This is a genomic window from Achromobacter sp. LC458 (assembly GCF_001005835.2).
GTDB classification, from domain to species: domain Bacteria; phylum Pseudomonadota; class Gammaproteobacteria; order Burkholderiales; family Burkholderiaceae_B; genus Achromobacter; species Achromobacter spanius_B.
This window is the reverse complement of sequence record NZ_LBHW02000005.1, coordinates 232,036-240,447: the sequence shown is the minus strand read 5'-3', so window position 1 is coordinate 240,447 and position 8,412 is coordinate 232,036. Positions and strand designations below refer to the sequence as shown.

Annotated in this window: 9 protein-coding genes; 2 read left to right on the top strand and 7 right to left on the bottom strand. The window is 62.3% G+C overall.

Annotated elements, in window-relative coordinates:
• On the top strand, positions 1 to 157 hold a 157-nt coding region (locus YH64_RS06895), incomplete at its 5' end, for a DUF4148 domain-containing protein (RefSeq protein WP_143215274.1).
• A gap of 438 nt (positions 158 to 595) precedes the next feature.
• Here the strand turns inward: YH64_RS06895 and dnaJ are convergent.
• The 7 genes from dnaJ to hrcA all read right to left on the bottom strand — a co-directional run bounded on the left by dnaJ (position 596) and on the right by hrcA (position 7,365).
• Positions 596 to 1,726, bottom strand: coding sequence for a molecular chaperone DnaJ (gene dnaJ, locus YH64_RS06890; RefSeq protein WP_046803410.1), 1,131 nt, complete (start codon positions 1,724 to 1,726; stop codon positions 596 to 598).
• Between the two features lie 108 nt (positions 1,727 to 1,834).
• Positions 1,835 to 3,760: a molecular chaperone DnaK gene (gene dnaK / locus YH64_RS06885; protein WP_046803411.1), complete on the bottom strand. Its 1,926-nt coding sequence runs from the start codon at positions 3,758 to 3,760 to the stop codon at positions 1,835 to 1,837.
• A gap of 79 nt (positions 3,761 to 3,839) precedes the next feature.
• Positions 3,840 to 4,244 (bottom strand): thioredoxin family protein, encoded by a 405-nt coding sequence (locus YH64_RS06880; protein WP_046803412.1) that lies wholly within the window; start codon positions 4,242 to 4,244, stop codon positions 3,840 to 3,842.
• 17 nt (positions 4,245 to 4,261) lie between these two features.
• Complete coding sequence (gene grpE / locus YH64_RS06875; RefSeq protein ID WP_046803413.1) at positions 4,262 to 4,819, bottom strand: nucleotide exchange factor GrpE; 558 nt, start codon at positions 4,817 to 4,819, stop codon at positions 4,262 to 4,264.
• A 145-nt stretch (positions 4,820 to 4,964) separates the two neighbouring features.
• Positions 4,965 to 5,201: a hypothetical protein gene (locus YH64_RS06870; protein WP_046803414.1), complete on the bottom strand. Its 237-nt coding sequence runs from the start codon at positions 5,199 to 5,201 to the stop codon at positions 4,965 to 4,967.
• Positions 5,191 to 6,315 carry a ferrochelatase gene (gene hemH, locus YH64_RS06865; protein ID WP_046803415.1) on the bottom strand — a complete coding sequence of 375 codons (1,125 nt, stop codon included), beginning with the start codon at positions 6,313 to 6,315 and terminating at the stop codon, positions 5,191 to 5,193. Before hemH ends, YH64_RS06870 begins: the two co-directional genes overlap by 11 nt.
• A gap of 45 nt (positions 6,316 to 6,360) precedes the next feature.
• Positions 6,361 to 7,365 carry a heat-inducible transcriptional repressor HrcA gene (hrcA, locus tag YH64_RS06860; protein ID WP_046803416.1) on the bottom strand — a complete coding sequence of 335 codons (1,005 nt, stop codon included), beginning with the start codon at positions 7,363 to 7,365 and terminating at the stop codon, positions 6,361 to 6,363.
• A gap of 139 nt (positions 7,366 to 7,504) precedes the next feature.
• Here hrcA and YH64_RS06855 point away from each other — a divergent pair, with 139 nt between their 5' ends.
• Positions 7,505 to 8,404, top strand: a complete 900-nt coding sequence (locus tag YH64_RS06855) for an NAD kinase (protein WP_046803417.1) — start codon at positions 7,505 to 7,507, stop codon at positions 8,402 to 8,404.
• The last annotated feature ends 8 nt before the right edge of the window (positions 8,405 to 8,412 follow it).

Below are 8,412 nucleotides of genomic sequence, written 5' to 3'. Positions count from 1 at the left end.
CGGCGAATACACCTTTGGTGAACTGCAATACCCGCCCGTCATTGCCACCTCGGCCAGCGCGAAGTCCCGCGCCCAGGTGCAGCAGGAACTGGCGCAAGCCAAGGCCAGCGGCCAGTACACGTTCGGCGAGCTCGAATACCCGCCGATCACCCGGTGAGCTGCTTGCTGTAGCCCGGCCGGTCTCGGGCGGCATCATGGCCTGGGACCGGTTTTTTCCGGCACAGCGGCAACCGCAGTAGTAGTAGCAGTACTTAGCAGTAGCAGTACTTAGCAGTAGCAGTACTTAGCAGTAGCAGTACTTAGCAGTTGAAGTACCAAGCAGTGGCAGTACCAAGCAGTTGCAGTGCCAAGCAGTTGCAGTGCCAAGCAGTTGAAGTACCCAGCAGTTGAAGTACCAAGCAGTTGAAGTACCAAGCAGTTGCAGTACCAAGCAGTTGCAGTACCAGCAGTAAGGCCGCGGCGAGCCAGCCGCGGCCTTTTTACGTTGGGCGATCCTCCACGCCTCCGGGGCCAGGATGATCGCGCATTGCCAAACGCCCTTCAAAAAGAAAAAGCCGCGATTTCCATCGCGGCTTTTTAGCGTCCTTCAACCCGGTCAGCTGAAGAATTCCTTCACCCGATCCGTCCAGGACTTGCTTTGCGGCGAGTGGCGATCGCCCCCGTCGTTCAGCGACGTCTCGAACTGGCGCAGGATGCTCTTCTGGTCTTCGCTCAGGCGCACCGGCGTTTCCACCACCACGTGGCAGTACAGATCACCCGGATAGCTGCCGCGCACGCCGCGGATACCCTTGCCGCGCAAGCGGAAAGTCTTGCCCGACTGCGTGCCCTCGGGAATCGAGATCTCGGCCTTGCCACCCAGCGTGGGCACCTGCAATTCGCCGCCCAGTGCCGCCGTGGTGAACGGAATGGTCAGCTCGCAGTGCAGGTCGTCGCCATCGCGCTGGAAGATCTTGTGCTGCTTGATGTGGATTTCCACATACAGGTCGCCCGGAGGACCGCCGTTGATGCCCGGTTCGCCATTGCCGCTGGAGCGGATGCGCATGCCGTCATCAATGCCGGCCGGAATCTTCACCTGCAAGGTCTTGTTGCGGCGGATGCGGCCCACGCCATCGCACGACGGGCATGGGTCGGTGATTTCCTTGCCGTTGCCGTGGCAGGTCGGGCAGGTTTGCTGCACGCTGAAAAAGCCCTGCTGCATACGCACGGCGCCCGAGCCACCGCAGGTGCGGCAGGTCTTGGGCGACGTGCCGACCTTGGCGCCGGAGCCGTGGCAGGTGTCGCAGTTTTCCCAGCTGGGCACGCGGATCTCGGTGTCGAAACCGGCGGCAGCCTGTTCCAACGTGATTTCCAGCGCGTATTTCAGGTCGGCGCCACGATACACTTGCGGGCCGCCGCGACGGCCGCCGCCGCCCGCGCCGCCAAAGATCTCGCCAAAGATGTCGCCGAAAGCGTCGGCAAAGCCGCCGCCCATCCCTGCCCCGCCCATGCCGGCGGAATTGGGATCCACGCCCGCATGGCCGTAGCGGTCATAGGCGGCACGCTTTTGTTCATCGCCCAGGACCTCGTAGGCTTCCTTGGCTTCCTTGAACTTCTCTTCGGCTTCTTTGCTGTCCGGATTGCGGTCCGGATGGTATTTCATGGCCAGCTTTCGATAGGCCTTCTTGAGTTCGTCGTCCGAGGCGTTTTTTGCTACGCCCAGAACTTCGTAATAGTCGCGTTTTGCCATGATCCGTGGGCTCGAATAGAGCCGTCTTTTCAGTGCTACAGAATGAGTACGCCCGGTAGGCGGATTTCTCCGGCTACCGGGCGGCAGAGGCTGGTCAGCGCCCGGCCATTATTGGTCGCGCTTGACTTCCTTGAAGTCGGCGTCGACGACGTTGTCGTCCACCGGCTTCGCGTTATCGGCCGCTTGCTGCTGGCCGGCGGCTTGTTGCGCCTGCATGTCGGCGTACATCTTTTCGCCCAGCTTCTGCGACGCGGTCGACAAGGCTTCCACCTTGGCGTCGATCGCGGCCTTGTCGCCTTCCTTCAGCGTGTCTTCCAGGTCCTTGATGGCGGCCTCGATGCTTTCCTTTTCGGAAGCTTCGAGCTTGTCGCCGTACTCGGTCAACGACTTGCGGGTGGCGTGCACCAGCGCATCGGCCTGGTTGCGCGACTGAGCCAGTTCGGCAACGCGGTGATCTTCCTCGGCGTTGGCCTCGGCATCCTTGACCATGCGTTGGATCTCGTCTTCCGACAGACCCGAGTTGGCCTTGATGGTGATCTTGTTTTCCTTGCCGGTGCCCTTGTCCTTCGCGGACACATGCAGGATGCCGTTGGCGTCGATGTCGAACGTGACTTCGATCTGCGGCATGCCGCGCGGCGACGGCGGGATCCCTTCAAGGTTGAACTCGCCCAGCGCCTTGTTGCCCGCGGCGATTTCGCGTTCGCCCTGGAACACCTTGATCGTCACGGCCGGCTGGTTGTCGTCCGCGGTCGAGAAGGTTTGCGAGAACCGGGTCGGGATCGTCGTGTTTTTCTGGATCATCTTCGTCATCACGCCGCCCAGGGTTTCGATACCCAGCGACAGAGGCGTCACGTCCAGCAGCAGCACGTCCTTGCGGTCGCCCGACAGCACGGAACCTTGGATGGCGGCGCCAGCGGCGACGGCTTCGTCAGGGTTCACGTCCTTGCGCGGATCCTTGCCGAAGAATTCCTTCACCTTTTCCTGGACCTTGGGCATGCGGGTCATGCCGCCGACCAGGATCACGTCGTCGATGTCGGAAACCTTCACGCCGGCGTCCTTGATGGCAACGCGGCAGGGCTCGATCGTGCGTTCGATCAGTTCTTCAACCAGCGCTTCCAGCTTGGCGCGCGTGATCTTCAGGTTCAAGTGCTTGGGACCCGAGGCATCCGCCGTGATGTACGGCAGGTTGATTTCGGTCTGCTGGGCCGAGGACAGCTCGATCTTGGCCTTTTCAGCAGCTTCCTTCAGGCGTTGCAGCGCCAGCACGTCCTTGGACAGATCAACGCCTTGTTCTTTCTTGAACTCGGAGATGATGTAGTCGATGATGCGCTGGTCGAAGTCTTCGCCGCCCAGGAAGGTGTCGCCGTTGGTCGACAGCACTTCAAACTGCTTTTCGCCGTCAACGTCAGCGATTTCGATGATGGACACGTCGAACGTGCCGCCACCCAAGTCATACACGGCGATCTTGCGGTCGCCCTTTTCGGTCTTGTCCAGGCCAAACGCCAACGCGGCCGCGGTGGGCTCGTTGATGATGCGCTTGACTTCCAGACCGGCGATGCGGCCGGCGTCCTTGGTGGCCTGGCGCTGGCTGTCGTTGAAGTAGGCGGGCACGGTGATCACGGCCTCGGTCACTTCTTCGCCCAGGTAGTCCTCGGCGGTCTTCTTCATCTTGCGCAGCACGTCGGCCGACACTTGGGGAGGCGCCATCTTCTTGCCGCGCACTTCGACCCAGGCATCGCCGTTATCGGCGCGTGCGATGGTGTAGGGCATCAGGTCGATGTCCTTTTGCACGGCCTTTTCTTCGAACTTGCGGCCAATCAGGCGCTTGACTGCGTACAGGGTATTGCGGGGATTGGTCACGGCCTGACGCTTGGCGGGAGCGCCAACCAGGGTCTCGCCGTCGTCCATGTAGGCCACGATCGAGGGGGTGGTACGGGCGCCTTCCGCGTTTTCAATGATTTTGACCTGCCCGCCGTCCATCACAGCCACGCAGCTGTTGGTCGTGCCCAGGTCAATGCCAATAATCTTGCTCATGGTGGGTTACCTTGAATTGATCTATGAAAATAGAGAGAAACTTCTTGTCCCCACATAACTGGGGTTAGTCGCAGGGTTTTCAAGACGCCTTGCCGGAATTTTCCGCATTCGGGTCCTGCAACCGCGAAATTGCCGCCGTGAACTGGGGCAATCCGGGCCAACCGGTGATACGACCCAGCCGTTTGCCAGCCCGGTACAGCACGAAAGTGGGGACACCATGCAGGGAAAAGCGCCGGCCCAGGGGTTCGTCGGCGTAAACGTCGGCCTCGAACCAGGTCAGGCCCAGCTTCAGCAAGCTTTCCTGGTGCAGCAGCGCCGCCTGCTTGAAAAGATTGCAGTTATAGCAATCCTGTCCCCATAAAAACACACAGCGCAGATCCGTTCCCGGCGCCTGGACCACGGTGGCATCAAAGCCCTCGGTGTCGACATGACGCATGCCGAACACCTGGAAGACTTGAGCCGGATCGAAACGGGGATCGGTCATGACACGCGGCCGGCGTTTCAGCCTTGGCCGGCCGATACGACTACCAGCGCCGGACGCAGCGTGCGGTCGGCAATGGCGTAGCCCTTTTGCAGCAGCTGCACCACCGTGTTGGCGGGTTGCTCGTGGGGGATCGACGAAATCGCCTGATGCAGGTGCGGGTCGAATTTGTCGCCCTGGGCCGGCGCGATGTCCTTGAGCATGTTGCGCTCGAACGCGGCCGACAACTGCTTCAGGGTGACTTCGACGCCTTCGCGCAGCGTCTGGACGGTCTGGTCGGGCTGTGCCAGGGCGGCCTCAAGGCTGTCCTTGACCGGCACCAGGCTTTCGGCAAACGATTCGATGCCGAACTTGCGCGCCTTGGACACTTCTTCCTGCGCGCGGCGGCGCACATTTTCAGCTTCAGCGTGCACACGCAGAAGCTGATCGTGCTGCTCATTGACGGTAGCTTGGGCGGCGTCCAGCTGGGCGCGCAACTCGTTCAGCTCGGCCTCTGCCGCGCCCTGGTCGGCGGGTGCCGCGTCGGCGTTCTGGCCGGCTTCGGGCGTCTTATCTACAGGCTCGTGGGGTGCCGTCATGGGGAATCCTCCAAAAAGAATGGCTTTCGCAGACATGAATGGGGGCCAATACCCCTATTTCAAGCCCGGGAAAGGGAAATATTCCCTGACGGCGCCCGCCCGAGGCAGCAAGCCCGCCCGGGCTTGGCCCGGCGGGGCCGGCTGCTTACTTCTTGTGGGGCTGCGCCGGGGCGACCGGGTCGCTGGCGGGGAAGCTCTCTTCGAGCCCGCGATCCACCTTGTCGTCATCGTCGTCCGGTTCAGGACGGATGGCGATGGGATCGCTGGCGGGAAAGGTCTCGGCTAGCGCTTCATCCAGATCGTGTTCGACCTGATCCTCGTCCACCGGGGTGGCAACGGTCCCCTTTTTTACGCTCTTGCCGCTCTTGGGATCATGGTGCATGCGCCTTCTCCTTCAAGTCCGTGTTGGCCTGGATCTTCAACGGCCAGCCCTGCAAGTTGCGTTCCACCAAAGTGGCCAAGCCGGCGATCCACGCGGGATCGTCGTTCAGCGCAGGGATGTAACGAAACTGCTTGCCGCCCGCCTCAATAAAGGCGTCCCGGCATTCCAGGCTGATCTCTTCCAGGGTTTCCAGACAGTCTGCCACAAATCCCGGGCACACCACATCCACCTCGGTAACACCCGAAGCGGCTAACGCTTTCAGGGTCGGTTCGGTATAGGGTTCAAGCCAGCGGGCAGTACCAAAGCGGCTTTGGAAGGTGACTTCGATCTGTTCGCGCGGCAGCGACAGCCGCTGGGACAACAGGCGGGCCGACTCCATGCAGTCGCGGTAGTAGGGGTCGCCCAGTTCGATGGAATATCGCGGCAAGCCGTGAAAGCTCATGACCAGCTTCTGCGGCTTGCCGTGGTCGCGCCAGAACGACTCGATGCGGGCGGCCAGCGGGTCCAGCCAGGCGGGGTCCTCGTGAAAGCGCTTGGTAAAGCGCAGTTCAGGCTGATCCCGCAGGCGCCCGGCATGGCGGGTAACCGCGTCCACGACCGTAGCCGTGGTGCTGGCCGCGTATTGCGGGTACAGCGGCACGGTCAGGATGCGTTCGCAACCGGCCGCGCGCAAACGGGTGATGGCGTCGGGGATGGACGGGTTGCCGTAGCGCATGCCCAGTTCCACCACGGCGTCGATGCCCGCCGCCTCCAGCGCGGCGCGTACCCCGTCCGCCTGGCGCTGGCTATAGACCATCAGGGGCGACCCTTCTTTCAGCCAGACGCCCGCATAGCGCGGCGCCAGCTTCTTGGGCCGCAGTGTCAGCACCAGCCCGTACAGGATGGGTTTCCATAAATAACGTGGAATTTCAATGACGCGGGGGTCGGACAGGAATTCGCCCAGGTATTTGCGGATGCCCTGTTTGTCCGGCGTATCCGGCGTACCCAGGTTGACCAGCAGCACCCCGACTTTGCCGGGCGCGCGGGCCGGCGGGTCTTCGTTGAAGGGGTCGTCCTGCTCGGCTTCCGGCAGGTAGCGTTCAGGCCACAGGTACTTGAACAGGCGAAGAAACACAAAAACTCCCCTTCCTCCGCGAGGAGGATGTAGCTTTGAATGGGACTACTGGTTGTGGCTGAGCGCGTTGGACAGCAGGCGCGCCGTGATGTCCACGATGGGAATCACGCGTTCGTAAGCCATGCGGGTCGGGCCGATGACGCCCAACGTGCCCACGACCTTGCCGTCCACGCCATAGGGCGCGGTAATGACCGAGACCTCTTCCATGGGCACCAATTGGGAATCGCCGCCGATGTAGATCTGCACGCCCTGCGCGCGGCTGGACACGTCCAGCAGTTGCAGCAGGTCGGTCTTTTTCTCGAACAGCGAGAACATCTTGCGCAGCCGATCCATGTCGGACGCGATATCGGTAACGTCCAGCAGCTTGCGCTCGCCCGAGATGACCATGGTGTCGCCGTCTTCCGCGGCCTCGGCGCTGGCCTCGACCGCCGCCTGCATCAGCCGCGAAATGTCTTCGCGCAGCTGGGCCAGTTCGGTCGATAGCGTCTGGCGCACGGCGTTGAACGACTTGCCCGCGAAATGCATGTTGAAGAAATTGCCGGCTTCCAGCAATTCCGCTTCGGCGTAATCGCGCTGGACAAAGAGAATGCGGTTCTGGACGTCGCCATCCGGCGTGACGATGATAAGCAGCACGCGCTTGTCCGACAGCCGGATGAATTCAATCTGCCGGAACACCTGGGCGCGCTTGGGGGTCAGCACCACGCCCGCGAATTGCGTCAGGTTGGACAGCAACGCGGCGGCGGCGTTGACGGCGCGGGTAGGTTCGGCCGCCGACAGCATTTCGCCCATGTTGTGCGGTTGCAGCTGATAAGACTGCACGGCCAACAGGGAATCGACGAACATGCGATAGCCCCGCGGCGTAGGCACGCGGCCGGCGGAGGTGTGCGGGCTATGGATCAGCCCCAGCTCTTCCAGGTCCGCCATGACATTGCGGATGGTGGCCGGGGACAAGTCGAAGACTTTCGATAGCGTCCGCGAGCCGACGGGCTGCCCATCGGCGATGTAGCGTTCTATCAACGCTTTCAGTAGTGCGCGTGCGCGGTCATCCATAGCGGGCATTTTAAGGAATCTTTTAGGATAAAGGCGATTTTTGTCCCGCAAGCAGATATGCGGCCCCATATAATCGGCTAATCGGCCCATTCCGGGCAGGTTTTGGCTTCGGCTTCGCCCTTTTGATACGCCCGCATCCATGCACTTTCCTACCGTCGCCCTGATCGGCAGATACCAGGACACCGGCCTGGACACCCCGCTAAGAGCCCTTGCGCACGCGCTGACGCAAGCGGGCCGGCATGTGCTGATCGATGCCGACACCGCGCGCAACACCGGCCTGACCGAATACCCAATAGCTACCCTCGAAGAGATCGGCCAGAACGCATCGCTGGCCGTCGTGATGGGCGGCGACGGCACGGTGCTGGGCGCCGGCCGGCATCTGGCGCCATTTGGTGTCCCCCTGGTGGGCATCAACCACGGGCGCCTGGGCTTCATCACCGACATCCCGCTGCAAGACGCGCACGGTGCATTGGCGCGCGTGCTTGAAGGCAGCTTCCAGATTGAAGAACGCATGCTGCTGGAAGGCAGCGTGTGGCGTGGCGACCAGAAAATGTATTCCGCGTCGGCGCTCAACGACGTCGTGCTGAACCGCGCCGGGCGCGGCGGCATGATCGAAGTGCGTGTCGAACTGGACGGCGCCTTCATGTACACACAGCGCGCCGATGGCCTGATCATCGCCACCCCTACCGGCTCGACCGCGTATGCGCTGTCCGCCAACGGCCCCATCCTGCACCCCGGCATGAACGCCATGGTGCTGGTGCCCGTGGCGCCGCAAACGCTGTCGAATCGCCCCATCGTCATCCCGGACACCGGTGTGCTGAACATGACGCTGACCGCGATGGGCCGCGTGGAAGTGGGCGCCAGTGTGCATTTCGACATGCAGACCTGGTCCGACCTGCAACCGGGCGACCGCATCGTCGTGCAGCGCGCGCCGTACACCATCCGCTTCGTGCACCCCGAGGGCTACAGCTTCTTTTCCACCTTGCGCCGCAAGCTGCATTGGAACCTGATGCCCCAGGCCACCGACAACGTAGAGTAGTAAGCGCC

Coding starts and splice junctions, on each gene's coding strand:
- dnaJ (WP_046803410.1), bottom strand. CDS start 1,726: ATGGCAAAACGCGACTATTACGAAGTTCTGGGCGTAGCAAAAAACGCC.
- dnaK (WP_046803411.1), bottom strand. CDS start 3,760: ATGAGCAAGATTATTGGCATTGACCTGGGCACGACCAACAGCTGCGTG.
- YH64_RS06880 (WP_046803412.1), bottom strand. CDS start 4,244: ATGACCGATCCCCGTTTCGATCCGGCTCAAGTCTTCCAGGTGTTCGGC.
- grpE (WP_046803413.1), bottom strand. CDS start 4,819: ATGACGGCACCCCACGAGCCTGTAGATAAGACGCCCGAAGCCGGCCAG.
- YH64_RS06870 (WP_046803414.1), bottom strand. CDS start 5,201: ATGCACCATGATCCCAAGAGCGGCAAGAGCGTAAAAAAGGGGACCGTT.
- hrcA (WP_046803416.1), bottom strand. CDS start 7,365: ATGGATGACCGCGCACGCGCACTACTGAAAGCGTTGATAGAACGCTAC.
- YH64_RS06855 (WP_046803417.1), top strand. CDS start 7,505: ATGCACTTTCCTACCGTCGCCCTGATCGGCAGATACCAGGACACCGGC.